The 26300-nt window shown below is 34.9% G+C and carries 32 protein-coding genes; 1 reads left to right on the forward strand and 31 read right to left on the reverse strand.

Annotation, left to right across the window (positions count from 1 at the left end; all coding sequences use genetic code 11):
* Positions 1 to 193 precede the first annotated feature (193 nt).
* The 5 genes from gap to JOC75_RS19485 all read right to left on the reverse strand — a co-directional run bounded on the left by gap (position 194) and on the right by JOC75_RS19485 (position 4738).
* A complete protein-coding gene (gene gap / locus JOC75_RS19465) occupies positions 194 to 1201 on the reverse strand; it encodes a type I glyceraldehyde-3-phosphate dehydrogenase (RefSeq protein ID WP_204955649.1) in 1008 nt (335 codons plus the stop codon).
* A gap of 113 nt (positions 1202 to 1314) precedes the next feature.
* Positions 1315 to 2334 (reverse strand): sugar-binding transcriptional regulator, encoded by a 1020-nt coding sequence (locus tag JOC75_RS19470; RefSeq protein WP_204955650.1) that lies wholly within the window; start codon positions 2332 to 2334, stop codon positions 1315 to 1317.
* 144 nt (positions 2335 to 2478) lie between these two features.
* On the reverse strand, positions 2479 to 2712 hold the full coding sequence (locus JOC75_RS19475) for a glutaredoxin family protein (RefSeq protein WP_204955651.1): 234 nt from the start codon (positions 2710 to 2712) through the stop codon (positions 2479 to 2481).
* Between the two features lie 36 nt (positions 2713 to 2748).
* Complete coding sequence (gene rpoN / locus JOC75_RS19480) at positions 2749 to 4041, reverse strand: RNA polymerase factor sigma-54 (protein WP_204955652.1); 1293 nt, start codon at positions 4039 to 4041, stop codon at positions 2749 to 2751.
* A gap of 556 nt (positions 4042 to 4597) precedes the next feature.
* Positions 4598 to 4738 carry a hypothetical protein gene (locus JOC75_RS19485; protein WP_204955653.1) on the reverse strand — a complete coding sequence of 47 codons (141 nt, stop codon included), beginning with the start codon at positions 4736 to 4738 and terminating at the stop codon, positions 4598 to 4600.
* A 206-nt stretch (positions 4739 to 4944) separates the two neighbouring features.
* On the opposite strand from JOC75_RS19485, the gene JOC75_RS19490 reads away from it, so the two are divergent.
* Positions 4945 to 5178, forward strand: a complete 234-nt coding sequence (locus JOC75_RS19490; RefSeq protein WP_204955654.1) for a hypothetical protein — start codon at positions 4945 to 4947, stop codon at positions 5176 to 5178.
* An 8-nt stretch (positions 5179 to 5186) separates the two neighbouring features.
* Here JOC75_RS19490 and JOC75_RS19495 read toward each other — a convergent pair whose 3' ends face one another.
* The 26 genes from JOC75_RS19495 to JOC75_RS19620 all read right to left on the reverse strand — a co-directional run bounded on the left by JOC75_RS19495 (position 5187) and on the right by JOC75_RS19620 (position 26280).
* Positions 5187 to 5453: a LexA family protein gene (locus tag JOC75_RS19495; protein WP_204955655.1), complete on the reverse strand. Its 267-nt coding sequence runs from the start codon at positions 5451 to 5453 to the stop codon at positions 5187 to 5189.
* A gap of 1 nt (position 5454) precedes the next feature.
* Positions 5455 to 5676 carry a hypothetical protein gene (locus JOC75_RS19500; protein WP_204955656.1) on the reverse strand — a complete coding sequence of 74 codons (222 nt, stop codon included), beginning with the start codon at positions 5674 to 5676 and terminating at the stop codon, positions 5455 to 5457.
* A gap of 344 nt (positions 5677 to 6020) precedes the next feature.
* Positions 6021 to 6791 (reverse strand): N-acetylmuramoyl-L-alanine amidase, encoded by a 771-nt coding sequence (locus tag JOC75_RS19505; protein ID WP_204955657.1) that lies wholly within the window; start codon positions 6789 to 6791, stop codon positions 6021 to 6023.
* Positions 6791 to 7165: a phage holin family protein gene (locus tag JOC75_RS19510; protein WP_204955658.1), complete on the reverse strand. Its 375-nt coding sequence runs from the start codon at positions 7163 to 7165 to the stop codon at positions 6791 to 6793. Before JOC75_RS19510 ends, JOC75_RS19505 begins: the two co-directional genes overlap by 1 nt.
* A gap of 64 nt (positions 7166 to 7229) precedes the next feature.
* Positions 7230 to 8066: a DUF2971 domain-containing protein gene (locus tag JOC75_RS19515; protein ID WP_204955659.1), complete on the reverse strand. Its 837-nt coding sequence runs from the start codon at positions 8064 to 8066 to the stop codon at positions 7230 to 7232.
* Positions 8067 to 8095: 29 nt separating this feature from the next.
* Positions 8096 to 8311, reverse strand: coding sequence for a hypothetical protein (locus JOC75_RS19520; RefSeq protein WP_204955660.1), 216 nt, complete (start codon positions 8309 to 8311; stop codon positions 8096 to 8098).
* 43 nt (positions 8312 to 8354) lie between these two features.
* Positions 8355 to 8615, reverse strand: coding sequence for a hypothetical protein (locus JOC75_RS19525; protein ID WP_204955661.1), 261 nt, complete (start codon positions 8613 to 8615; stop codon positions 8355 to 8357).
* Between the two features lies 1 nt (position 8616).
* Positions 8617 to 8754: a CD1375 family protein gene (locus tag JOC75_RS19530; protein WP_338036613.1), complete on the reverse strand. Its 138-nt coding sequence runs from the start codon at positions 8752 to 8754 to the stop codon at positions 8617 to 8619.
* Between the two features lies 1 nt (position 8755).
* Positions 8756 to 9052, reverse strand: a complete 297-nt coding sequence (locus JOC75_RS19535; protein ID WP_204955663.1) for a hypothetical protein — start codon at positions 9050 to 9052, stop codon at positions 8756 to 8758.
* A gap of 12 nt (positions 9053 to 9064) precedes the next feature.
* Entirely contained in the window at positions 9065 to 12940 is a 3876-nt protein-coding gene (locus JOC75_RS19540) for a phage tail spike protein (protein WP_204955664.1), read from the reverse strand.
* The gene (locus tag JOC75_RS19545) at positions 12937 to 14364 is read right to left on the reverse strand and encodes a distal tail protein Dit (protein ID WP_239589589.1); all 1428 of its coding nucleotides are present in this window, start codon (positions 14362 to 14364) and stop codon (positions 12937 to 12939) included. Before JOC75_RS19545 ends, JOC75_RS19540 begins: the two co-directional genes overlap by 4 nt.
* A gap of 14 nt (positions 14365 to 14378) precedes the next feature.
* Positions 14379 to 17945, reverse strand: a complete 3567-nt coding sequence (locus JOC75_RS19550) for a phage tail tape measure protein (RefSeq protein WP_204955666.1) — start codon at positions 17943 to 17945, stop codon at positions 14379 to 14381.
* A gap of 17 nt (positions 17946 to 17962) precedes the next feature.
* Positions 17963 to 18151 carry a phage tail assembly chaperone GT gene (gpGT, locus tag JOC75_RS19555; RefSeq protein WP_204955733.1) on the reverse strand — a complete coding sequence of 63 codons (189 nt, stop codon included), beginning with the start codon at positions 18149 to 18151 and terminating at the stop codon, positions 17963 to 17965.
* Entirely contained in the window at positions 18148 to 18498 is a 351-nt protein-coding gene (gene gpG / locus JOC75_RS19560; RefSeq protein ID WP_204955667.1) for a phage tail assembly chaperone G, read from the reverse strand. Before gpG ends, gpGT begins: the two co-directional genes overlap by 4 nt.
* A gap of 4 nt (positions 18499 to 18502) precedes the next feature.
* On the reverse strand, positions 18503 to 18646 hold the full coding sequence (locus JOC75_RS19565) for a hypothetical protein (RefSeq protein WP_204955668.1): 144 nt from the start codon (positions 18644 to 18646) through the stop codon (positions 18503 to 18505).
* Positions 18647 to 18702: 56 nt separating this feature from the next.
* The gene (locus JOC75_RS19570) at positions 18703 to 19305 is read right to left on the reverse strand and encodes a major tail protein (protein ID WP_204955669.1); all 603 of its coding nucleotides are present in this window, start codon (positions 19303 to 19305) and stop codon (positions 18703 to 18705) included.
* Positions 19306 to 19343: 38 nt separating this feature from the next.
* Positions 19344 to 19712 (reverse strand): hypothetical protein, encoded by a 369-nt coding sequence (locus JOC75_RS19575; protein ID WP_204955670.1) that lies wholly within the window; start codon positions 19710 to 19712, stop codon positions 19344 to 19346.
* Positions 19712 to 20104 carry an HK97-gp10 family putative phage morphogenesis protein gene (locus tag JOC75_RS19580; protein ID WP_204955671.1) on the reverse strand — a complete coding sequence of 131 codons (393 nt, stop codon included), beginning with the start codon at positions 20102 to 20104 and terminating at the stop codon, positions 19712 to 19714. Before JOC75_RS19580 ends, JOC75_RS19575 begins: the two co-directional genes overlap by 1 nt.
* A complete protein-coding gene (locus JOC75_RS19585; protein WP_204955672.1) occupies positions 20101 to 20469 on the reverse strand; it encodes a head-tail adaptor protein in 369 nt (122 codons plus the stop codon). Before JOC75_RS19585 ends, JOC75_RS19580 begins: the two co-directional genes overlap by 4 nt.
* 27 nt (positions 20470 to 20496) lie before the next feature.
* Positions 20497 to 20772: a hypothetical protein gene (locus JOC75_RS19590; RefSeq protein ID WP_204955729.1), complete on the reverse strand. Its 276-nt coding sequence runs from the start codon at positions 20770 to 20772 to the stop codon at positions 20497 to 20499.
* A gap of 53 nt (positions 20773 to 20825) precedes the next feature.
* Positions 20826 to 21188 (reverse strand): hypothetical protein, encoded by a 363-nt coding sequence (locus JOC75_RS19595; RefSeq protein ID WP_204955673.1) that lies wholly within the window; start codon positions 21186 to 21188, stop codon positions 20826 to 20828.
* 32 nt (positions 21189 to 21220) lie between these two features.
* Entirely contained in the window at positions 21221 to 22384 is a 1164-nt protein-coding gene (locus tag JOC75_RS19600) for a phage major capsid family protein (protein ID WP_204955674.1), read from the reverse strand.
* A 19-nt stretch (positions 22385 to 22403) separates the two neighbouring features.
* Positions 22404 to 23162, reverse strand: coding sequence for a head maturation protease, ClpP-related (locus JOC75_RS19605; protein ID WP_204955675.1), 759 nt, complete (start codon positions 23160 to 23162; stop codon positions 22404 to 22406).
* On the reverse strand, positions 23143 to 24249 hold the full coding sequence (locus tag JOC75_RS19610; RefSeq protein WP_204955730.1) for a phage portal protein: 1107 nt from the start codon (positions 24247 to 24249) through the stop codon (positions 23143 to 23145). Before JOC75_RS19610 ends, JOC75_RS19605 begins: the two co-directional genes overlap by 20 nt.
* A gap of 63 nt (positions 24250 to 24312) precedes the next feature.
* Entirely contained in the window at positions 24313 to 25953 is a 1641-nt protein-coding gene (locus JOC75_RS19615) for a terminase TerL endonuclease subunit (RefSeq protein ID WP_204955676.1), read from the reverse strand.
* A complete protein-coding gene (locus JOC75_RS19620) occupies positions 25954 to 26280 on the reverse strand; it encodes a P27 family phage terminase small subunit (protein ID WP_204955677.1) in 327 nt (108 codons plus the stop codon).
* Positions 26281 to 26300: the final 20 nt, after the last annotated feature.

Consider the following 26300-nt stretch of genomic DNA (forward strand, 5'->3'; position numbering starts at 1 on the left):
ACGAGCCTCACAGAAAGGTGTTCTTTACTTTCAGTGAGGATTGGCTTGTGACCTCGAGGGGCTAGGCGCTGCAGCTAGACACCAAAACTTAATATAAAGCCCATATTTCTAAAAAAAGGGAAAGGGGATGATCCCCTTTCCCCGTTTTCTTACATTATACAGTTATTTTTGCTTGTAATCTTCTTTTAAAGAATTAAAGTCCTTTAGAAGCGATGTAGTCAGCAAGATCTACTACACGGTGAGAGTAACCACTTTCGTTATCATACCAAGAAATTACTTTAACCATGCTGCCTTCCATAACCATTGTTGATAAAGCATCGATTGTAGAAGAATTTGGGTTACCATTGTAATCTCCAGATACTAGTGGATCTTCACTGTATCCAAGGATACCGCTTAATTCACCTTCAGCAGCTGCTTTGAATGCTTCGTTGATTTCGTCAACAGTTACTTCTTTATCTAATTCAGCAACTAAGTCAACTAAAGAAACGTTAGGAGTTGGAACACGCATTGCTCCACCGTTTAATTTACCTTTTAACTCAGGTAATACTAGAGAAACAGCTTTAGCAGCACCCGTTGTAGTTGGGATGATGTTTTCAGCTGCCGCACGAGCACGACGGTAGTCTTTATGTGGTAAATCTAAGATTTGTTGGTCATTTGTGTAAGAGTGAACAGTTGTCATCATTCCACGTTTGATACCAAATTTGTCGTTTAATACTTTAGCAAATGGAGCTAAGCAGTTAGTTGTACAAGAAGCGTTTGAAATTACATCGTGGCTTCCTGCATCATATTTATCTTCGTTAACACCCATTACGATTGTGATATCTTCATCACTAGCTGGAGCTGAGATGATAACTTTTTTAGCTCCTGCTTCAATGTGTTTTGCAGCGTCTGCACGTTTTGTGAAGAATCCAGTAGATTCAACAACGATATCAACACCTTGAGCTCCCCAAGATAATTTAGCTGGGTCACGCTCTGCTGATACTTCAATTGTTTTTCCGTTAACAACTAAGTTGTTACCGTCAACTGAAACTTCTGCATCTAACTTTCCGTGTACAGTATCATATTTTAAAAGGTGAGCTAACATATTTGCATCTGTTAAGTCGTTAACTGCAACTACGTCCACGTTAGGATTTTTTAATGCTGCACGGAAAACATTACGACCAATACGACCAAAACCATTAATACCGATTTTTACTGCCATGATTAATTTCCTCCTTTAATTTTGTTCTTCGGTTATGTACCTTTGAACAATTCTATCATAAGTAGTTTGTTTCCCTCTCATATTGAAAGGCAAACATATATAATCAGGGAGTATTAGTCCCTTATTAACTCAATTGCTGCTCCTTCATCTGTAATAAGAACAGAATCTAAAGCCTGTTTCATATAAGCTTGGATTGCCTTTGCTTTTGATGCACCACCTGCAACCGCGATTACATTTGGTACCTCTTCAATGTCATCAAGCTGTATCCCTACTGTTTTCACTTTATGTACAATGTCACCCTCTTGATCAAAATAATAGCCAAACGCTTCTGCGACAGCATTTCCGTTCTGAATCTTTTGGAAATCTGCATCCGGAGTTTTCCGGCGCTCTGCCATTGTTTTAGCGTCTCCTATTCCATGAACAACCATACTTGAGGATTTCACTATAGCTAAAAGCTCTTTAATTGAGGGTTCTTCAATAATTGAATCATAGGCATCCTTACTGAGCTGATCTGGGACATGGAGAAGTCGGTAAATCCCACTCGCACGCTCTGCCATTTTAGCGCAAATTGTGTTTGCTTGATTTTCCACTGTTTCACCTAAGCCACCGCGAGCTGGTACAAAAAGAACTTCGCGATTTTTACTGTCAGGTGTCATCATCTCTGCAACAGCTGCTAGAGTTGTTCCACCAGTAACAGCGACGATATTTTTACCGATTAATCGCTCTTTTATACATGTAACACATGCTCTTCCCATCTCTTTTTTTACCCATGGTGATTCATCACTATTGCCAGAAACAACAATGACTCGATTCAGATTAAATTTCTCTTGTAATTTAGTTTCCAGAGAAGATAATCCTAAAACATCCTTCATCATTTCTTCTAAAAGCTTTAGTGATGATGAGCCTTCATCTGTTAAAGTCATGCCAGAGGTGTGAATATCGATTAAATTCTGATCTTTCAGAAATTGAACTTCATTTCTCAAGATCCGTTCACTTAACCCAAGGCTAGTTGAGAGACTTCTTCTTCCAATCGGCTGCATCAATCTTATGTATTGAAGAATTTGATAACGTTTTTGCATAACCTGTAGTAGGTCTGGCAATAATTTTTTCTGTGCTTCTATTAATGATTTCATTTTGCCATCCCTTTCTGAGCCGGCATGGACTTCATTCGTCCCACTGAGACTTATTATGTCCCACCTTCTCAAAAAAAAATCTCCCTGCTACAATTTCATTTTAACAGGGTAAATTTGCTTATTCAAGAAATCTTTCTCTACTTTTTAAAGTAAACGCTTTCTTATTACATCTTTATCCAAAATTCCATAAGAAACGATCTCTTCATCAATTTTCACAACTGGAATCATGATTTGATAAAGCTCTAACAACTCATCATCTTTGTAAATATCGACAACTTCATACTGAAAAGAGATTTCTTTTTGAACCTCTTTTAACACTTCTAGCCCTTTATCACATAATGGACAATTTTCTTTGGAATAAAAAATTACTTTTTTCATGTCAGGCACATCACTTTCAAGCATAAAATTTAGCAGCTAGTATTCTTTTCTAACGGCAGATGTAGGAATATTTAATTGCTCTCTATATTTTGTCACTGTTCTTCTTGATATTCTAATATCATAATCATTTTTTAATAGATTCGCTAATTTTTGATCTGATAGTGGCTTCTTTTTATTTTCAGATGAAATGATTTCAGCTAGCTTTATTTTTACAGCTGCAGAAGATACATCACCCTTATCTTCATCTAATTTTGTGGAAAAGAAGGTTTTCATACTAACAAGTCCATGGGGTGTTTGCACATACTTATCCTTCACAGCTCGACTTACCGTCGATTCATGAACATCAAGCAAATCTGCAATTGATTTCAAGGTTAAAGGCTTTAAAAAGCTTCTTCCCTTAAGGAAAAACTCCTCCTGCTTCTCAACAATCACCTTCATTACATTTACCATTGTTTCTTTTCTTTGCTGAATAGCTCGTTGAAGCCACTTCCCCTGAGTTAGTTTCTTAGAATAATAGTCTCTCGTATCATTTTCTTCTTTTACAGCTTCATCACCTTGTAATGGATGATGAATAATCAGCTGTGGCATCAGTTCATCATGGTAAATAATATGAAGCTTATGATCAACCTTTTCAATTGTCATATCTGGTGTGACATATGACATATCATCACTTTCAAATTTCAATCCCGGTCTTGGCTCTAGCTTTTTGATGAGCTCATGAATAGCTTGAATCTCAATAATTTTGATTTTAAGCCTTTTAGAAAGCTCCTTCCAAGATTTTTCTGCAAAAGCTTGAAAATGCTGCTCAACAATTGTTTCCGCTAAATAATTTCTTGCAGGTAATCTACGTAGCTGCAGTAAAATACACTCTTGAAGAGACCTCGCCCCAACTCCAGCTGGTTCTAAGCTTTGAAGAAAATATAATTTACTTTCTAAAAATTCTTCTGACACATCGATAACACTAGCCAAGTCAGTTAGACAATCCTTCAAATATCCATTTGAATCGATCGCATCAATTAATAAACTCAAACAATCTTTATCTATCTTCTCTAGATGAAAATCAATAAGCTGTGATCGCAAATGTTCTCGCAAGCTTGCTTTCTCTTTACACGTATTTTCAATAAAAGATTGCTTATCTGAATTCTTACTTACTTGTCTGTATGGAGATCTATAGGTTTCTTTTACTTCGATTAGAGGATTTTCCATTGCTAACTCATGGACATAGGAAAGAAGATCTGCTGAGGAATATTGAAGTAAAGCAATGGCTTGCTGTAGCTCCTGAGTCATATTTAATTTTAAAGACTGCTCTTGTACTAACCCAATTCTCATTTTGTTCCCCCCGTTTTCTATTTTACACAAAAATGATAAAAAGTGTTATTGATGGCAGAGATAGGTAAGCGTTTACATTTTATTTTACATGTTTATGATTTTAGTAACAATCCTTGATGATAGTACATTTTTATGTAGAAGTTGAGAAATGATGCAAAAAATAAAGAAAGATAGTGCTTCAGTTCAATAAAAATAGCAAGGAAGAATTCCCCTGCTAAATAAGTTAGCGCGCTCGGAGGGATTCGAACCCCCGGCAGACGTGGTACCGGAAACCAATTAGTTTAAATTTATCCTCTTCATATTATAGCAAACATTATATAATTATTGGTTTCTGCATAATAACATCTTATATATTGTATTATCCTTTTCGTTTTGTGTTAGCACTTCCGTTTGCAAAAATGTTTGCAATTCCTCTAAACACTTAATTTATTTTAACCTTGATATTTCTATAGTAATAAATGTACATAATATCATTTGGTAAACATTCTTCTAATGACTTATTAAATAATATATTGCAAAAAAATCCCTATCTCATATGATTTGGGATTTTTTATTTTTATTTAAAAAGCTTGCTTGTAACCTTACCAATAGCTTTATTATATATCCTTTGTTTTACCTTACCTCGTTTTACTGCGTTAATGTCACCTAATACTTTAGAAATGAAATATAGAACCTTTCTTACTTTACCAATGCTCATGATTTCCCCCTTAAGATATGACTTAATCCTATTATATATCAAAAAAGTCATTCATTGTTTTTTCTGGATCAGATTTCCTAACGTTATTCATTATTTTTTCATGATCTTGGGACTTGGTATGTACTCTTTATCATTGCATAGTTTAGAAACTGTATTTCTTGATACTTTACTTTCTTTTGAAAATACAATCGATAGAAGTGGAGGAAGTGGAGTCATTCACAATAATCAGAATGAGAGATCAACAAGGAAGATTTCTACCGAACGAATCATCTTTAGTAATCAAGGAGGAATCACCTTCACAATGTGATAGACCTATAAAGATAACTAAAGTAAAAGGCAGTTATAATTCCTATGAAATTAAAGAACGTATATTTACAGATAATCAACTAGACTTTTTTACTGTACTCGGAATGATTCTAGTGTTAGCTGTTCTGTTTTAAGGAGCATTTCACGCTCTTTTTTCTTCTTTTTCTAAGACTCGTATAGATCGATGCGTCTTCGTCTTATAATCTATTAATTCCTTTTTCTTTAACCTATTTAGATAAGAGTGGGTAGTACTTGTTGATCCGAATCCCATATCTTTTGTTAGATCTCGAATAGAAGGAGAGTTTCCATGCTTATCCATATACTTTTTAATAGTTTTCAACATCATTTCCTCATTGCCTTCAATTCTTTGTTGTAGTGTCTTCTTCTCGAAAGTATACATATTGTACATTTTAACAAGCTCCTTTTAATCTAGGCTTTACAACAGCAGCTGACAAGAGATTTTCTTTTTTGAATACTCTCTTTGCGTTACGCAAGTAACAATAAGCCTTTATAATACTATCGTTCATCTCTATAACCCTAATGATTCTTTGACTAATATTGCCGTTCTCATTAATATAAATGATCTCAATTGGCTTGTTCTGCTCTTGTGATCGTAACAGCATACTGTTCATTGTAAGACCTCCTATTTGTTTATCTTATTTACATTATATACGAACATAGGTTCTATTTAAAGCTATCAAACGAACAAATTTTATTTTACAATAGGGTAAATTACATTAATTGTTACTTAAAAGGGGCGTTTTTAATGAATGAATTGAAAACGTTACTAGGACAACTTATTAATAAAATGTTTTCCTATTTCGGATAAAACAAATATTGATGCAAGGGTTATTATTAGATATGCAAAAGAGAGAGGATTAGTAGACCAGGAGCAATTATTTTTAAAGATTGAAGAGTTATTTTGTGAATAATACTTAAAACAAGCCCCACCAAATAAGGAAGGGCTTGTTCATTATCATTTTATTATTTCAAACCACCAATTTCTTGCATTCAACCAATCTTCCATTTCTTCACGCATCGATGGAGATAATCCTCCAGTAAGAGCAGTTGGATTTTTACCATCAGTGGAAAACTGAACCTCTGCCCACCAACCTTTTTCTTTAAATAATTTTGTGATTTCTTCAACCATTTCTGGAGAAAGTCCACCTGTTCTTATTTGAACTGAATTCGTTTTTTGTGCTGACTTAACAACCTTTTCAACTATCTTTTTACCAGATACAGATTCTGCTAGCGCTTTACATATTTCATTGAATTTAGATTGGTAAATCTCAACATCAGTCTTAGAATCGACAAAACAAACTTCTATAAGAAGAGCAGTTTTAATAGTACCTTTTAAGAAACCTAAATCAGTTCGTTTTTTAGCTCCACGATTCTTCAAACCACTTGCTCTAGAAATTGCAACTGACACTTTTTCAGCAATTGCTCGATTTGAATCACCATAATATAAAACTTCCACGCCTCTTGGATCATTTGTCTTACTGGCAGCATTTAAATGTACTGAAACATCTAGATCTCGATCCTTACTATTATGGTACCTGACAATAGTATTTATATTATCTGTTTGATTTTTGGAAGTATTATCATGAAATTCATACACATTGCAACTTAGTAACTTAAGGTAGTTCGTGACCTTTCCTACGATCTTTCTAGCTTCAGTAACCTCATTTATATATGAATTTGCACCACTAACATACTTACCATGACCTGAAGATATAACTAATTTCATTATTGTTCATCTCCTTTTTCGTTATTAGGTTGAATAACATGCAATTTGTTTAAAATAACTGTCGGTACCTTAACTCCAATTTCAGCGAGATTTTCCACAACTGATAAACCTTCGTTTGCTATATAAAAAAGAACCGTTGCATATGCAATGGCTCCACCAAGGTTTAGAACAACATCAATTATGTTTGCAGCTATAATAGCGCCGAATACTCCAATCTTTCTTGCATAGCCAAACCAAGCAGTACGACTTCGTAGCTTTTTATTTTTTATAGCTTTCAGGACACCTGTAATAATATCTAATCCCATCAAAACTGCTAGTAAATCCAAAAACTTTACGCCACCGAATAAATAAACTTGTACAATTTCTAAACTCATTTAACTCACCCTTTCAAGGCAAAATAAAAAGAGTTCTTTCTAAGAACTCTTTTTTACTTACTTATTAAAACAACACTTTTCGGAAATCACTTTGATCCATGCCAGGTGTATAAACAGGCAATATATTTGGCTTTCCATTATACCAATCCATCCTTATAACATGAATATTCGATTTCTTACAGTAACTCTCTATAATAGTTTCGTATACCGGAGGAAAATCGACCCCTAGAATAATTCCTACTAACGCATCTTGAAATTTAAAAACCTCATAATGTCGATCCTCATTTGAGAAAAATACCCAACGGTATTCAGACTCATCTTTCCAATCTAACATTTTTTCAAAGAATAGTTCTTTGTAATACTTATTTAAATGTTGTTTGGAAAATAGTTTTAATCCCAGGCTTTGAATTTCTTCAGAATTAATTGAATTGAAAGCATAATGACTATTTAGGGACCTTGCTCCGTAGTTCACGAAACCATGGTGAATTAAGCCTCTTTGGGAAAATTCATCATCGATTACTTTTTCTAGTATAGTTTTATCGAACATTAAACATACTCCAGTATGATTCCCACCATATTGCGCCCACATTCTAGGATGTGAATAACCTCTTCCATCATGCTCCATGAAATAATCTTCACTTCCAACCATATCCTTTGTGAAACAAATTAACTTAGTATTACTCTTCAAGATTGAATTAAGCTCATCTTGCATTTTAAAAAACTCATCATTATCAAGAGAACCTGAGAATCCAAATCTCCAATTTTGACGTTCCCTTGGATCATTCATGTAAATATACGGACTAAGCCTCAGATTTCCACTTGGTAAGATATGTTCAAGTGCAGTTGTGTGCGATGTAAAATGATACAGATATTTATTTTTATCCACATTGTCATGAAACATTTCAGTATTCTCCCTTTTAGTTAGTATGTTTAATCACATTTTAACACTTTCCTTATAGGTGCTAAATGGTTAACAAGGGGATATTCACTACCTTTAAATGGACCACTACGAAAAGCATCACTTTCAACCATACTCCAAAATTTTTCTGAACAAAAATTACAGAACTGCTGCCTTGTGTCATTAGTTCTAATAACTTCTCTATTACAAGAATTACACACACACATATAAACGGTAGTATCTTTCATCTTATTCTCCTCCTGATCTAAATTTCGCAAAATAAAAAAGCCCTTATTCAGCGCTTTGGTTTTCTTCATGTTTAGTTATTAACTCTTGCAATTCTTCCTGTACTGTTTCAACTGGAACTTCTTCATGCTTCTTTTTCAGTTCATCTAACTCACTTGTCACATTATCTAGTTGACGACGAAGCTGAACTAATTCATGTTCCTTTTGAGTAGCCATTCCACGAAATAAAGCTTTATCTCCACTTAATACTTTTATTTGGTCCTGTAAATCCTCAATCATATAATCTACTGTCGTTTTTTGTGGCATATTAAGCACTCTCCTCTGCTATGTGTCCTAGCTCTTCAGCTTCTAATATTTCCTTTACTTGTGGCTTAAGCATTTCCGGAACGTTTGAATACTCCCATTTACCCTTTATAATGTACGTTGCATATAACATTGCTAACACATCACTCAACTCCATTTCCTCCTAAGATTAAGTTCGTTAATTCCATAATTGCCATTGCATTCATTTCTTCGGGTCCTGTAACGTTTTGCTGTTTTTCTATTTCTATTAAACAAAGTTGAACTTCTTCAGGAGATAAACCCTCAATCCATTCATCTAACTCTTCATCGAATTTAGGGCTAAATAATCTCTTGCCTTCCCAGCTCTTTAAAGTAACGTTTTTAGGGATTTCATCATCAATATCTAATGAAACAGGTTCAACATAATTGAAGCTTTCATCGTACTTATATGCCTGAATCAACTTAATACCTCCTTAAATTTCTGCTAAGAATGATATACTACTTAGAGAAACATAGCTTGTACTACCAGATGCAAGCACAATAGTACCAGATGGATTTACAGTTACACGCCCCAAAACATTACCTCCTGTAATTACAGGGAATTCCTCTGCTTTACTAGGTCTACATTCTATAGGCAGTGTAGCGATAACCGATCCAACTAAGCCACCACTAGCCATACCGCTTAAATATACTCTATTTGTAGCATCCCTTGTATATCTGGGTTGGTGATGTGATGATCCGTAACCAATCCAACCATTTACAAGCGATAAAAAAGCGTGAGAACGGTTTGTAATATAAGCATTGTCAATAAAATTGTTAGCCATATTAACTCTTGCACCGAAAGCGATAGCGTTGCCACTACTAGAACCATAAAACGATATTATATCTTCATTTAAGCTATTCTTTATTTTGAAGTGCTTGGAATCAGTTGAACTTTTTAAAACCAAAGAAGCACTGGGACCAGAAGATTCATTAACAAAATCCCAAGGTCTGTCAGTGTTGAATTTTAGTAACGACTCGCCTTCCTTTTTCTTGGTTGAAACTATTGAATTTGCATATAATGTTCCACCGATAGAAACCTTACTTCCAATACTAGGAGCTTCAATAAATAACTCATCATCGAAAAAGTAAATAGCACCTTGACCAACATTATCTTTATTAACACTTCTTATACCTATCGTATCGTGTAGAATTCTGTCAAACCCAGAAGTTCCTATTGATAAATTACCGCCACTCATAGATGAATAAGCGTACTCCGTCTCACTTCGTATCTCATTTCCGTTTATAATAGTCTTATTGTTAGTTCCGCTTTTTGTGAATGTCCCAGTTATTGCTGAAAGGTCATTAACATTAAGTTTTTCTGCAGTTATAGAACCAGCTACAATTAACTCAGCACCAGACATACGATTAACCCGGATGTTGTCGATTATAAGTTTATTCGTGGTTTCGCCATTATTTTGAAAAGCTACCCATAGTTGAATGTATCCTGTACCACTTGGTACTGTATACACCCCTGAAGAAGTTCTGAAATCAGTATGTTTGGTGCTAGACCATAGCGCCACAGCATCCCAGGCACTCAAGGGTTGCTTTTTAAAATCCCAACGTCTGAATCCAATTCGAATATGTCCAGTACCAGCAGTGTTGAAGTATCGAGCATCAGCCTCGACATAGAATTTCTGTCCAGGTTTTACGGATATTATATTGTTAACATATGCGGTAGCGTTGCTGCCGTTCGTAGCATCTATTTGCATTGCCTTATTGGATCCATTACCATTCGACCAGCTACTTATGTCGACAACTCTACCACCATCATATCCCCTAGGTTTTTGACCAATAACGTCACCCTCAAAGTCCGGGTTCTCACAAAGGTTTGTAAAATCACCTACAAGAAGTCTTTTAGATTCAATTTGAACCTCTTCAGGCGAAACATTGATCGAAGTAATAACACCATCTTTATTAACCTTTAAATTAATATTTTCCGCATTCTGAGTTATAGCACTCTCTGCTGAATTTATCCTAGCTTTTAAACCACTAGAACCATTAATTTCAGTATCGTATGTTATTTTAGTAACTCTTAAAGATATTTGTTCTGCGTTTTGAATGATAGTACTTTCAGTATTTTTAATTCGTGATTCAAGTCCTGAAATATCACCTTCTAAATCTTCTGGTGATAATGACCATTCAGTCCCTTTGTCACCTTTTTCAAACATAATTTCTTTATCACGTATCGTTTCAGAACTTGTAATGAAGTTTGTTCTAAAACCTAATCTCAAATAAGCAATGCGTGAATCATTAGGTACTGTAAATTTACTTGTTGGTATACTGTTAGCTCCACTTTCAACGCCGTTTGAGGTATAAGAACCCAAGTAAACAAAGTTACTATCATAAAATATCAACTGGCTTATGATGTAATTACAAATAAATCTCTCGCCCCCCACACTGGCAATGAAACCACTTGCTACACTACCCGATTCTGAAAACTCTCTACCATCAGCCCAAGTTAATGCTGTATTTCTTTTTGCATTAGCTATTATAAATAAGTTTCTTGTTCCTATTTTAAGGTTTTCTAACTCATTTTTTGTAACTCTTAATTGTATCTCCTCTGCATTAGCATTTATTTCACTTTCTGCAGTGGATAGCCTTGTACTTAATTCACTTACATTGGAATTTGTCGTGGATAATTCTTCCTTAGTAGCTCTTAATGTAATATCTTTTTCCGTCTGGGTTACTTTCGTTTCAACATTATCTATATCAGTTACAATGCCTTGCATATCAGTAGTATAGGTTGTAGTTGATACTTTAGCATCTAATTTATTTTGAACCTCAGTTTTGGTGAAGGTATCAGCTTTATTAGCTTTGTCCAATAATTGTCCATTAACATACTCTAAGCCAGCCTTTTCAGCTAGTTCTTTTAAAGTAGGTAAGAATTTAACCCACGATGTACCATCCCATTTATGATAGGCGTTATCGGTTGTCCTTATCCATAATTGACCTAAAGCATAATTTGTACCAGTTGGTATGGCATCTTGTTTAACGATTTCTAATTCACGTTTTTCTACTTCAACTTCAACAAAATTCACTTTTTCTCTTATAGGAGCAACTTGATCATCTACATAAGTAATGGATTCATTAATAGCTTCTTGTTTAGCCGTTCCTGAAACAGTATCAGCATAGTGAGTCGCATCTCCATAAAGGTCTGCATCTTGTTGATTCACATACTCACGTACAGCTTGAAGTTCACCAGCAGTTACTTTTTGTTTAAGCACTGCTTGGAGCTTCTTGAAAGTAGCCATGATCTCTTCTTCACTATATTCAATAAAGTCACCTAAAACATATTTCTTTTCGGAAGGGTTTGATATGGAACGATCCACTTCAATTACCCTAGCTTCAACAAATAAAGCAGGGACAAAAGAAGTATCTTTTATTCGTGTTGTATCACCAAGTCGAACTTTTTCATGATCGTATCCAAAAATATGCTCAATAGAAGCAGCATCAACTGTATACTCAATAAGAGTGTTTATTCGTTTATTTAACTCAGCTACACCTAATTCTGTTAATCTTGCAGCTGTGACATCTGCATCAGTTTGTGGTTCGTAAATAGCCCATAAGTGACGATTTTCTTTATCTCCCCATCGCTGTAGGGCTTCTTCATCTTTAACAGAGACAATTGTACGTGTCCCATCCTCTTTTTCAGGTCCAAGTACTATGAGTGCTGTCACAATAGCATCTGTGTTTTCCTTACGTGTAATGTTAATTAAATCTTTACCTAATTCCGTTTCCTTACCTTTGTTACCTCCTACACGTTGCAAGAAGTCTACGTACCTACCAATAATCCTATTTCCTTTTACCTCAACACGAAAGCGAACTTCACAATTAAATGTTGTGGAAATCATTTGAATAGCTTCTAATGCATCGGTATGATTCTCAAAAACTATTTTTCTTGTTCCTGGTACCTCAACTATCCCTAACTTGAATCCGGTATCTGCAAGTACGTATTGTCCTACAGTTGATACAGTTTGATTTTCAAGAGTAGTAGGAGCAATAATTTTTTGTTTCTTCAAATCTGTATAAGATGCGTTTGTATAAACTTCTTTTGTCAAATCAGTATATTGTTTCGTCTCGAAAATAATAAACTCACGAAAGAAACCATCTTCATCTGGAATGATTATCCGATTTCTCTTACTGACATATTCAGCTTCCTTCACATTAGCTTGCATTGTAAAATCAAAGGTTTCTAAGTTTCCTTTTAACGTTTGCTTATGGGAATCTAACCAAAAGAGTGATGTTTCTTCTTTATTTTCAAGGGTACCAATAATTTTTTCAGTCTTATAGTCAAGTATATCAATCATCGATATCTTGCCCTCCATTCCACCTCTACATTTTCAAAAGATGAATAAGGTGCAACTTGAATATTGTTAGTGCTTGGTTTCAGTGCAAAAAAAGAAGCACCAAAATCTTTCAGGTCCTTCCGATCTTCTCCGTTAATTAATATTCTGTTTTTTGCATGATCTATTTCAATCGTATCTCCTGCATTTGCGATATAAGCTATTTGGGTGTCATTCTTCTGATTAATTCTAAAAGCCTTTATATCATTTATTGCTAAAGTTCCTGATGCATTTGTTCCATATTGAGCAACATGAACTACAATTTGGGAAACTGTCTTGTTAAACTGATTGTTGCCATCAACGAAGGGTATCTCTCTCCTCGTATGATGGCGATTAGTACTTGAATCCATTTGTGCGATGTAAGCAGTCCACTTATTGCCTATACGTTGTAATCGAAGCATCCCATAGAAATTATTCCAATTTCCTTTTCGGTCTCCATATTCGCTAATTAGGAAACGTTTGTTAACTAGATCACCAAGCCTAACCTCACCAAATGCTAAAGAAGTTCCACTGTATGTATCTTTCATAGCGAGTTTTGCCACTACATTGCCACTAGAATCTAATAGGTAAATTTCAACTCGACCTACTTGATGTGGTAGACCGTTTCCTAAAGTAATAATTGAATCTAGTCTAAAATCTGTTAAAGGACCATTTGGAATAGTTGCTTTAATGGCAGGACCATGCCAAGCAGAACCTGTACCATAACCAGAAGCAACAAAACGAACGCCATCTGTCACCATTGTTCCTGCAACTATTCCACCATCTACAGCTGAAGCATTTGACCAACCTACTAAACTATTGCATTGATCCCACAGTAACATTTCTTCTTGGACAAATGGCACTTCATTTTCTAAATCTACTGACTCCCCAATTCGCATGTATGCCTCATCTGTGACAATATCCATAAAAGTAATTGGATTCTTTACAGTTGCTCGAAAAATAGGAAAAGTTTCCTTTGTCCCCTTCGCATTAACGGTAGCCACTTCCGACTCAAATACGCCTTTGTAGAGTGGACCGTATTTAAAAGGATCGGTACAGATAAAGCTAATAATACCAGTACCTATCGTCACAATTTCTTCTGCGTCAAATGAACCTGTTACTTCTGCATAATAAACCCGGTCGGGTTCATCATCGAATACCAAGGGCTTAGGATCATCAGTTATTAGCCATGCTGCAAGGTCCTCTTTGAGTTTTTGCAAATCTGAAATATCCGCACCTTTAATAACTACAGGGACATTGATTCTTCTTACTTTTATTCTCTTGCTTTTCTTATAAGCACCAGGGCGACCAGGTACTTCAATTAATTCATGTTCAATAGGAGCCCATGCAGGTCTTTCTCTCCCTTTAAGCACTTTGAGGTAAGATTGCCTTTGCCCATTAAAACTCATTCCAGACAAGTGAATTACCTCCCTCTACCTTTGTTTCTACTTTGTATCTCTGTTATATGTGGTTCGATGATCTTACCGATTGGTCTACCATCCATTTCAATAATATGACCTGATGAAATAGCTTGTAATTGTTCTATTTGAATACCAATTAGGTCTTTTACTAATAAGGTTAACTCTTCAACTTTGTTCCATATGAAATGATTATTATCTGGGGTACCACTAGGCAATTGATTCGGGCGTTTATTGCCTTGTATTTCTTTCCCAGCCAAGGCTAATAGTTTCATAGCATCCGATCGTTTGCTTGGATCTGTAGGAATAACATATTCAGACCATCCCCCCTCAGCTAATTCATACAATCCTTTAGTGTTTATGAGACCACCTGTAGCAAAACCTTCAAACATTTCTCCTGTAGGGATATCCCACTTCTTTAATAGGTTCAGACTATCCTTATTAGGAATAACCTTTGATCCTTTTGGCAAGTGGAGTAACTCAGGTCCTTCTTCTCCAACCCAAGAAAGACCACCAGGAGCATTCCTAGTTCCCTTTGCGAATCCTGGAATATTTATGTTTAATGCTGACTCAATAGCATTTATCGAACTCTTAAATCCTTTTGAGATAATTCCACTAATAGTAATCGTCTTACTTGCATTTTCTGAAGCTTTCTTATGAAGTGAGTTTGTTTTACCATGATCATCAACATTGATATATTTACGACCACTTTTTTCCACATTTTTTTGAAGCCTGTTCGCTCCGCCTTTATCATCAACATTCACATTCTTAGTTACATTTTTACTAAGTTCATTAGTTAGACCTTTAGCTTTTCCTGTTCCTTGGTCAATCCGTTGATTAACAGATTCTTGTTGAGATTTCATTTTTCCTATTTCATTTTTCGCTTGACCATATTTACTAATAGCTGAATCAAGCTTACCCAGTTCTTCTTGTTGTTTTTCATTTAGACCATTTTGAGCATCGCTTATTCTTAATAATTCTGCTTTACGATTAATGTTTTTTTGTATTGCTTGATCTAACTGAGCAATACCCTTATCTCCTTTTTCATTAATGCCAACTTGGGCTAATTGGAGATTAATCATTTCACTAAAAAGCTCTTGAGTTTTTGCGATTTCTTTTTCAGTTTCTGCTACGGCTTTTTGTTTTTCAGATACTTCTTTTGCTTTAGTAGAAACCTGTTGATTTTGGATATGCAATTCCATTTCTAGCCTTGTTATATCTTCAAGTGTTTTTTGGGCAAATAAATCTTTTCCTTCATTTAATTCTTTTTGGTACCTTAACCTTAATTCCGAAATTTCTTTTTCTTTTTCAGCACTCTTACTTTGTGCCTCATCACGTTCTTTAATTTTTTGGTTCCATTCATCAAGTGCATTTAAGTAATTCCGTATATTTTCATCAAGATTTGCATCGTTCTTGATCTGTTGATTTTCTAGTTCAAGCTTAATACTTTCTCTTAATTTATTATTGACCTCATTAAGAGCATCTTTATTGCCTATAATAGAATTTCCTCTATCAGAAAAAGACTGCTTTACTTCTGGAGTCTTTTTAATGATTTCATCATTAAGACCCATCATCTCAATGAATTCTTTATTTGTAAGTCCAGATTCTTTTTTGAGATTCTCGGCTTCATCTTTCAACTTCTTAATTTCTTCAACAGATTCAGCCGTTTTCAATTCACTTTGAATATCCTTAAAACGCAGTAATTCATCATTAGATAGTTTGTTTTTTTCTCGCAAGGACATATACCTTGTAGATAGATCGTCCATAGATTTCTGTTGCTCAATTAATGATTTCACATGATCTAAGTTTACCTCTTTAGCTTTTTCAGTAGCAGCACTTAATCCTTTGACAACAACTGTTCCAACTCCTAATGCAGTAAAGGCTACACCAACAGGACCAGGTATTCTCGACAAGATCCCTGTTAACCCTTTACCGCCACCAAGAGAACCTAATAATGGTCCTACTGCCTTTGTTAAAGCACCAACACCTTGAGAGATACCTCCAATTACCATTAAAGCAGGTCCAGCAGCTGTTGCGATTCCACCAACAGTTATTGCAGTTTTCTGAGCTTCTGGAGATAGGTCTCCGAAGGCTTCGGTTATATCACTGAGACCTTCAACCAAATCAGGTATGATATTCTCTGCAATATCAAGAAGAGTACTCCCTACAGGTTCCATATCCTCAACTAAGTCACGCCATATTTTTGTAGCTCTAGTCCCAAGGTTATCTCTTAATGCATCACTAGCTTTTTTTGTAGCACCTTCTACATCTTTTAAGCCGTTTGTTGCTTCCAACATTGCATCAAAAGCTTTCTCTCCAAGGTCTTCAAATTGGGTACCAAATAATCCAACAGACACTGTATTTCTAGCCGTTTCATCATCGGTTTTTTTTAGTGCCTTAACCACAGTATCAAAAGCCTTCTTTGCTGTGTCTCCACCTTTATTGAATTGTTTAGTCATATCAGTGGCATTTAAGCCTAGTGCTTTAAAAGCTTCTTCACTTGTTTTAGAACCATCTTTAGCTCTAAGAGAAAACTCTTTCATTGCATCTCCAACTTTATCTAATTGGAAAGCACCATTCTCAGCACCAGCTTTAAATTTGGAGAACATATCATCAGCCGTTAAGCCAAACTCAGAGAAATAAGTACTGTATTCAGAAACAGAGTCTAGAAATTCTCCACTAAAATTAAGGTTTTCCTGGAAACCTTTCGTTAACCAGTCCATTGCCTCAGATGCTGACATCCCGAATTGTTCCATTAATACTTTTATAGATCTTAAGCTTTCTTGTTGATCAGCCCAACCTCTATTTTCAAAAAGATCAAGTCCTTTAGTCACATATGAAAGATCAACTTTACTTAAGTCTCCAAGACTCCTTGTAACTCCTGCGACTTTAGCAGATACAGTTTCAATGCTGTCACCAAAACCTTCTTTCCATAAATCCTGTGCCGTTTGATTTAATTCTTTAGCTTTCTTTTCCGATATACCTAATTCAGCCTGAATCTGACCAGAGGATTTATCAAAGTCTAATGCAGTTTTAGTAGCTGCTATGCCAAATCCAATTAAAGGAGCCATTAAAAACATAGACATACCTTGACCAGCAGTCTGCATCTTAGATCCTATACCTGTTAAAGAGTCACCTGTCTTATCGATAGATTGTCTAAAATCACTGAATCCTGCTTCGGTTCTACCTTGTTGTTTCTTCAATTCCTCTAGTTCATCAGTTGTACGATTGATATTTCTCTGTAAGCTATTTAATGTTGAAGATTGATTGTTATAATCTCTTGCTGCCTTTTCGGCTTCTTTCGATCCCTCACCATGTTCTTTTACCATTTTTTGATAGGATACCAAAGCCTTATCAGTAATTGCTTTTTGCACTTCAAGCTTTTTATTAAGTCCATTCAAGGTAGTTTGATACTTATCAATTGATTTATCGCCACGGTCAAATGCAGAAAGGTTAGCTTTCATTTCACTATTTACTAACCGCATTTTAGATCGCAAATCAGTTAAACCACTATTGAGGTTAAGTGTATCTAAGTCTAGCCCTATGGACAGACCTTCGATTTTCTCTGTCATCATTCACCCTCCCTTCTTTATCCACCAAATGCAGCTATAAGTGATTTAGATTCTTTAGGTTTATTACGTTCTCTTAGTAGTTCAATGACAAAATGATAAGGCATCTTAAGTACTTCATTAATGTCCTTACCATCTTTCATTAAACTTAGAATAAGGCTATCTAAATACTCTTTCTGTTTCTCGGCTGTAAAATCGGCATCACTCAATTCTTGTTCGCCAAGTACTTTTTTGTTTCATCACTTTGATAACCTTGAGTAATGAATAAAATCTGTTCTCTCAAAATAACAACAGCCTCAGGACCATGTAATCCCATCTCTAACTCTTCTTTTGTGAACTGACCTTTGTAAATGTAGTTCGTTACAAAATCAATTAGTTTTTCGAGCATTTCTTTTTCACTTTTATTTGTCCCTTTTTCCATTTCGCTAACCAGGTCCAACGCCTGGTAAACTACTGATAAAGGAATGAATACTGGAGTTAAAAATTTCTTAGTTACTAACTCACCTTCTTTAACTTCAACAACAAGCTCTAACATGTTTCTTTTTAAATTAGCCATTTTCTCATTCCTCCTTTAACCAATCATGGTTAATCATTGCTTTAGCAGCTTCTAAAACTCCTAATGCTTCAAAAGTAGTAAACTCATTTTCTTTTATTTCTAATTCTTTAGTGATGGGATTATATATAATTAATAATTTCTGATTCATCAAATCACTCTCCAAGAAACAAAAAGAGTAGGTAATTTACCTACTCAGATAATGTTTTATACTGTTGGTGTAGCATCAGGATGCGCAACACCAAAGACTGCTTGGAATAATGCATCTCGTTGTGTTGTTGTTCCTTTAGGATCAAAACCAAAAACAACAGATTTTTCTTTTGTAAAACCTGCTACTTCTCTATCCATAAATTCAGCAGCAATTTGTTCTGACTGGAATTGAGTTTCACCTTGTTTTGATTGTCCATTAATAGCTTGACGTAAGAAAATACCTTTAGTGAGACCAACCCATTCTTTACTTCCATCTTCATGAGTCTTAGCAAATACACAAGCCACGTAAGGTGGATTATCTTCACTACCATAAGAATGAAGTCCTGCAGTTGTTGATTCTAGTCCAAGTACTGCTTTTTTATCTTCAATTGGTAATGTATGAAATCCACCATTAACTGTAATGTTCCCTGCAGCAACTGCAATCTCAGCTGTTTTATTATCTCCATATGCACGAACTGCAGATTGAGGCATTTCAACAGTGATATTCTGTAAAAATTTTACTCTTTCGATATCTCCAACAATGATTGCTGCTTGTGTTTCATCTAAAACACCGTAATAAAATTCATCTACACCTGTGGATGCTTTATAATTTTTTTCCAATGTTCTTCCCCCTCTTATTCAAAAATAAAAAGGACGCTTTAGGCATCCTCATAAACTTTCCCTCGGTATCTTCTAGCATCACGATATATACCAAAATCTTTATCGTACTCATCAATACCGCTACCTTGACTAAAATTCAAATTCCACATGATCTTCCTTATTTGTTTAGCGATCTCTAGTGTATCTGCTAAATTTAAGGACCACACTTCAATTTGAAATAAAAAATCTTCTGTTAGCCACTTGTTATCAGCATAATCAGAAGGAATTGGAACATCTAATGGATCTATAATTATATGTGTACTTGTCACATCGCCTGATGCAGGATATTCATAGAACTTTATTTTCGTACCGACCTTTTCTATAATAACTGGATCTTCTAAGAGAGCGTTGTATATTTTGTATATCATTACAACCCTCTCCTTATAGCTTCTTTAATTGTATTTCGATAGGCATTTTCTGCATTACGTAAAGCTCTAGCAATGGCACCTTTACCAGGTGGATTAGGATTTTTCACAGTCCCGAACTCATTCAAGTGGATAATACGATATCTTTCTTTTGGTCCTCTCCAATGTATCTTTACAGTTCGAGCTTCACCAATCCACATCGGATCAGAAATTGTTATCTCTTCAATAGATGCTCCAGTATCTTTAAAAGACTCAAACTGACTTTTTAGTTCTTTTACAAATACTTTCGCACCTTCTTTTAAGGCATAATCACTTATGGTTCTAACCTTCGATTTTCCAAAACGTTTTTCTAATTCCTTTTCTAACTTTTGCAAGCCACTGATTTTCACACTCATAACGAAAGACCAGCCACAATAGTTATGAAGCGTCTATCTTGCAAGTTAGGTTGAACATGTATAATGTTATACCGTTTGCTTATATATTCTGGAGAATCAATTGATAAGTAATGTCCATTTGTTGGTATGAATTCACCTTGTGGATCACGTAGAGTGATCGTAATATCGGACAAGGTACCATTCGATTTAGCAATTTCTAAATCTTTTAGCCATACCTCGTCAATTTTTGCCCAGGAACTAAATAAGACCTTCTTCTCTTTCTCTCCTGGTAGTGGTCCATCGTTAGGTTCATGTTCATAAAAACTAATCGGTGTACGTAGGTCACCTGTATGAACACGTGGAGATTTGTATTTAAATTCCCTCAAATCTATATACCTCCCATTAAGCTCCGCTTAAGTGGTCGTTGTTGTGGTAGTCGTTGTCGTTTCATCGTCTAGCACAATTTCTTCAAGTGCTTTATCAATGGCTAAGCTATTGATCTCACTCAAAAAATTATCGTTAAAAAACTCTAAAGCGTCATTATATGCATATCTTGATCGTTCAAATACAAGCTCTTTAAATGATTCATTTGTGTTCATATCATAATCGCCACAGGATCTTTTTAAATTAGCTACAGATGCAGATAGGATGCGTTTCAGGTTAGCATCTTCAGCATTACCTAAACGCATCTTTTCTTTGAATTCCTTTAAAATCACATCTGAAATGTCCACTTAATTTCCCCCTATTCTTTAGGAGTAGTTTGATTCTCTTGTAACTGGATGATCAGAGCAATGCGTTCATCCTCATTTTTCAATCCGTTAATGTCACCGTTTAGATCCGTTATTAACTTTTCTTGCTCAGTTTTATTCATCTTTTTAAGTTCAGCCTGAGTGATAACTAGCTCTAGATTATCTTCTTGATTTCCTGTTTGATCTTCTTCCGAACCTTCTATAAAGATACGTTTGTGTTTTGAATGAATCTCTGAAAGTTCTTTAATACGTTCCTCAGATGGCTCATAGCCATCTCTTGGATATTCATCATCTATCTTATATAGATGGTTATTATCTTCTGTATCTCTAAATCTATTTACAACTTTATACTTCATAATTAAACATCCTTTCTAATTCAATATTGTTATTAAACTGTTGGTGTTGTTTCAGCTGGTGTGAAATTAATATCTAGATCGTAAACTAAAGCTGCTTTGTTATCTTTTGGTTTACCGTTTGCGAATTGTTTAATCGTATATAGTGTTGCGTCTTCAATCGCTAATGTTTGATCAAATTTTCTTAATTTGTATCCACCAGCAATAGCAGCAAGGTATTTTCCTTTAACAAAGAAGATCGCTTTCCCTACAGGCACTTCCTCAGATTCTACTAAATTAATGTTATAAGGAATTGCAGTAATAAACTGTCCGTTAGGTGTTTGAATAGTATTGCGAGCTTGTACACCAATTGCATCAATTGGATTAACTACCATTGTGATTTTATTTAGTACTTTACGTGTCTTTCCTTTTGCATCAGTAGAAAGTTCTTTTACAACACCATATAATTCTCCAATCACAATTTCTCCTCTCTCTGAAGGAGCAAAAGTTAATGTTCCAGAAGAAGCTTTATCTGTTACTGCGCCTGTGCCAGGATCAACATCTTTCATCAATCCAATTGGTTCTGATGAAGTTGTTCCTCTTCCGTTTACAAATCCAAATTCTAAACCAACTGAATAACATTCAACTAGAATAGTACGTACATAACGTTCAATCCATACTGGACCTAGTTCTTGCATATCATTTGGAATAGCAGCAAATGCAGTTAGCTTTAATTGACCAATCTCTTCATCGCTGAACGCAGCATTAATTTGTCCAGCAATGCCATTAAATAAATTACCCCATACATAAGCTTTAGTTGGATCAGAGTCGATAAAACGAGTTACTGCTCCTAAATCTTGTAATCCTATTGCTTCAAGTAAAGGGTGCTCAGAAACTAAATCTTCAAATACACGCTCTTGAGTCGTAACAGGTAAAATTGAATCATCTTTAAATCCACCATCAAGTACTGCAGCATTGAAGAATCGTGTTTCTTCTGATGTTAAGACATTTTGTCCACGTTGTTGAAGGATTGAACGATCTAACATTTCATCATTTACTTGACTGCGAATAGCTGTAGCAACTGAATTTTGTAATGCACCCATATAATTCTGAAGTGCTTCTGCTTGTTCTTCTGTTGTACTATCTGCATTTAAAGCAACTTTTTTCCAAGCTTCTTGTGCATTTAAAAATTCATCTGATTTATTAAATTTAATTGTCATATTCTTTTTCCTCCAATTTTTATAAACTAAAAAAGAACTTACTTAGATTCTGTTTCTGCTTAACAGATTCTGGAGTAGGTTCTTTTTCTTGATTCTTATATTGATTCAATTCATTTTGCATTTTTTGCATTTGAGCCTTTAATTGAGCAAGGTCCTCAGAAGTGTTGTTTTCTTCAGTAATTGCAGTTGAAGTGGCAAACCCTATTTCGACTGCTTCATTTGCACTAAACCAAGTTTCTTCATTTACCATATTACGAATTTCTTCACGCTCAACAGTTGCACGAGTCATATAGATATCAATGATGCCATCTTCTAATTTTTCAAGCATATCCGCTTCTTTACGCATAAGCGTTTTACTGCCCCATACAATCGTTGAAGCTTCGTGGATCATCAACATTGAACCAGCACCCATTATTAACTCATCTGCTGCCATAGCAATAATTGAAGCAGCTGAGCAAGCCCATCCATCTACATGAATTGTTACTTTTCCCTTGTGAGCCTTTAAACGATTATAAATCGCAATTCCATCAAAGGCGCTTCCTCCAGGAGAGTTAAGGTGGATAATTAAATCATTACTTCCTGCAGATTTAAGAGCATTGTCAACATCTGTTGCAGAAGTTGTTTCCCACCACCACGATTCACCAATGTCACCATAGATGGTCAATTCACTAACACCATTTTCTTCATCGTGTACTACAGCAAAATTATGTGGAATGTTTGCTAATTGCTCATTATATTTTTGATTTTTAAATCCAAATTTACGTTTCATCTTCATCATTTTCACCTCCTTTTAGAGCCTCAGTACTTTCTACATAGTTTTTCGTAATAAAGTATTTGTCCATAAATGGATCATCTACCTCTTCAGCTCCAACTTCACTTCTTAGTTCATTACCGCTAAATAGCCCACTAGCTCTTAACTTATCAATAGAATTTGCAAGATCGAATATATTCTGGTAAGAAATACTTCTAATATCAATGCTATTTCCTTCTAAGTATTCATTCTTAGTAAAAAATTTCACATTACCTTCGTCCTTTATTTTTTTAAGTAAAGGACTTACCGTAAACATCATGTAATTTTTTGTTTGCTTCTCTACATCTGCCATATCACCATGAAGTAAACTTACTGGTATACCTATTGCCATTGCGACTTGATCTAAAAAGCCATTTGTCACTTTATTGATTTCATCTACACTTGGACCACTAGCAGATCCATTGTAATGCTCCTTATATTGAATTCCTTTTTGTTGAGGAACTATAGCAATATCCTTTTTACTTACAGACTTATACATATTGTCAATAAACTCTTGAAGTTTAGTTATTTGCTCAGCTGTTTTTGCACTGATCATATCCATGTCAACACTACCACGAATCTGATTCTTTCTTTTTTGTGCGTTTATTATTTTTCCGAATAATTCACCGTAATCTTGAAACAATCCATCAATTAAAGGGGATAAACTTTCATTTTTATATCTCAAATGAATAACTTCATTTTGTTTAAAACCACGCTTGAATTGGTAACCTTTGATTATTACATTAGTGAATGTATCTTCCATAACTGCATATTCATTATGAATATAATCATCTGCAATTAATAGATCACCATCATCTGCTTGTACTATCAGACATTCATTGTCATAAACTAACTTATGAATAAATGTTTCCCAAAAGGTGCTTGCTGTCATATTCTTATTGGGACGTACATTCAAATGATAATACAGATCGTCCTTCACAAAAGATTTACCGTTCTTTACTCTAAACTCTGATTGTCCAATAGTCCTACCTAAGAAAGATACACAAATATCAATAGCAAGTTTTTTCATGTGAATTCGAAGTGTCGTATCTTGGTACATTTCAACGTCAAACATAAAGCCTAATTCACTATTTCTCTTAAATATCAAATCTAAGAAACCCAAGTTTTTCACCCCCCTCTAAAAAGATATATCCATTAAGTAAAAATCAGCATCGTCTTCAATTAAATCATCACGATATAGAGCATGAATGAAAGCCTGGAAACCATCAGTTTTCCTTCTGACTTCATCTTTTTTTCCATATGTTCTATTTCCTTTTGCATCTGTTATTACTTTGACATTATGTGTGTACCAACGCATTAAAGGATTATCACCGTAAACGACTCTTCTTTCTGCAAATATTGTTTCTACTCTTGGTGCTAGAAGTGCTTCTATACCTTTTGTTCTCACATACATAATTTCAAAACCTTCAGCTTCAAGTGCGGTTTTAACCAAATCTAACCTAAATGTATCTGCAACAATTGTTGTTAAACCGTATATTTCACGCATCTTAACGAACCAATTCACAACATGTTTTATATTTATAACAGGCTCATCTACTATCGTTAATAAACCCTCTTTTTCCCAATCTTCAATTGGTGCTTTCATATCCACAGCATTTAAGAAACCTCTTCTTACGAACGAATGACTTAACCAGATATAGTCGTCACCATTTTTAAAAAGTAACCCTACTGCCACAAAGTCTCTAACAGAAGCGAAATCCAACCCACCTACACAACTTCGATGTGATAAGTCAATGATCTCTCTACTGGTTGCTTCTATTTCTTCCCATGTTGCAACAGATGTTTCTAAATCAGTAGCTGGGAAGTTCATACGTTTTGTCATGAAGCGAATTCTTGCAGAAGGCTTTGAGTTACCAAGTGTTATATATTGAGTTTTTACTTTTCTAAATAAACTCTTTGCGTAATCACTCATTGGTTCATGGAACATTGGATTCGCCTTCTGCCAATTTGAAGGATCATCCATTTCTGTATCTGCATCCAAAGTAGCCATGAATACAAATAATGGATCGTCCAATGATTCACCATTCAAAACACGAATAGCACGTTCTTTCAGATCATCTAAATAACCACCACGAACAAAACCATCTGTTGTGATAAAGAATTCTCTGGAATTTTTGACTTTACCTAAACCAGATGAAAAAACATCAACTATTGTAGAATCTTCAAACTCATGAACTTCATCATAAATTACACAACCATCACGTAAACTATCTTTCGTTTTAGCATTAGATGTATGAAACTTAATCCTACTTCCGTTTGTACGACTAACAATTTCCGAACGTTTAGCATGAAATAATGATTCCAGAACTTTCTTATTTTCAGATGTCTTGATGACGTTGTAAATTTCGTTAAAAGAGGTCATTGCTTGTTCTTCACTGTTTGCCACAATAGATACATTGTAGTTATCAATACCATGTAGATCACTAATAAAGAAATTAACTAAAGAAGAGATTAATCCGTTTTTTCCTGCCCCTCTAGCTTTGTATAAGAAAAACTGTTCGTAGAAGGGAAAACCATCGTCTTTGTAATATAAGAAAACAAATGCTGTTATAAATTTCTGAAACGGCATTAATGGGAAGTAGTTCTTTTCAGTAAACGCAATATATCTTTCGTGTTGCTCAACATCAAAATAAATATCTTCACGATTAAGAACATGTTTTTTTAAATATAAAAATAAAAAGACCAAATACTTACTGACTTTAATTAAGCCACTGTCGTATTGGTCCATATAGTATTTAACGTGTTTATTAATTTTCATCTATATCAAATCATTTGCAGTGAATTTCGGTTTCCCATCGTTATCATCAATAAAATTAAAAGTTTTTTCTATGCTCATAATCGATGAATTTACTTTATTCATTTCGTTTAATAGTGGATGGGACTTAACGAATGATTGACTCGCATTTTTTATACTGACAGAAACGCCTTCTTTTTTTACAGTTCGTTCCATACGCCTGTATATTTCAATATGCTTTAAGTACCTACCAACTTTTTCTACTTCCACAGGACTAGTTGTGTCAATCCTAGACATTAAATAATCCTTGATTTTATCTATTCCAACGTCAATTCTAAATGCGTCTTTCAATGCACCCACCCCCCTATACG

Origin of the sequence: Metabacillus crassostreae (genome assembly GCF_016908395.1) — a bacterium.
Classification (GTDB): domain Bacteria; phylum Bacillota; class Bacilli; order Bacillales; family Bacillaceae; genus Metabacillus; species Metabacillus crassostreae.